Here is an 869-nt window from a genome sequence, read left to right on the forward strand (position 1 = left end):
ATGTAAAGTCCGATCCGCTGTTCCACCCCCGAAAGGTCCTCCGGCCTCCCCGATACCGTCACCCCGTAGACAATGTCCCTACGCCCCGTGTAGCGGTGCAGAAGGTAGGCCCATGCACCCTGCATCAGCGTGTTCACCGTGATACGCTCCGCCTGCACATAACGCCGGATGGCACCGCTCAGATCACTGTCCAGCGGGCACCTCTCCGTAACGTAGTTCCCCCCGCCACGGTTCCGTTCCCCGACGTTGCCGATGAACGGGAGCAGCACGGGACCCTCAAGACCCGAAAGGTAATCCCGCCAGAAACCCTCCTCGGCATGGCGGTCACCGCCCTCGATGTAACGTATGTAATCCTCGTAACGGTCATCGGCAACCGGAACGGGCGCTTTCCCCGATGCCAGCGCGCCGTAAACTTCCCGCAGTTCCCCCAGAAGCAGCGACACCGACCAGCCGTCCAAAATGATGTGGTGGAACGTCCATACCATCAGGTACGACCCGATGCCCGTCTTCAACAGCCCGATGCGCATCGCAGGGGCCTGTCCCAGGTCGATGCCCCGCAGGCGCTCGCCATCACGGTACACCCGTACGGCCTCATCCCGTTCAACCCGTCCCATACCGCTCAGGTCCACCTCCTCGAAGGGAACCTCAACCCGCGACAGCTCGAACTGCACCGGAACGCCCAGCGACTCGTAATCGAAACCGCTCCTGAGTATGCTGTGCCGTCCGGAAAGCTCCTGCCAGCTCTCCCGGAAAACGGACGGGTCGATATCCCCGACCTCCGCCGTGTACTGCTCCGTATAGGCACCAGGTTCCTCACCGTAGAGCTCGTGGAAAAGCATCCCCTCCTGCAGACCGCTCAGACGGTATAC

The 869-nt window shown here is 62.1% G+C and carries 1 protein-coding gene; it reads right to left on the minus strand.

Features of this window, described 5'->3' with window-relative positions:
- The coding region (locus RYH73_RS26575; RefSeq protein ID WP_335316470.1) for a condensation domain-containing protein at positions 1-869 on the minus strand (869 nt) is incomplete at both ends.

It is taken from the genome of Olivibacter sp. CPCC 100613, from assembly GCF_036959255.1.
In the GTDB taxonomy this organism is placed as follows: Bacteria; Bacteroidota; Bacteroidia; order Sphingobacteriales; family Sphingobacteriaceae; genus Olivibacter.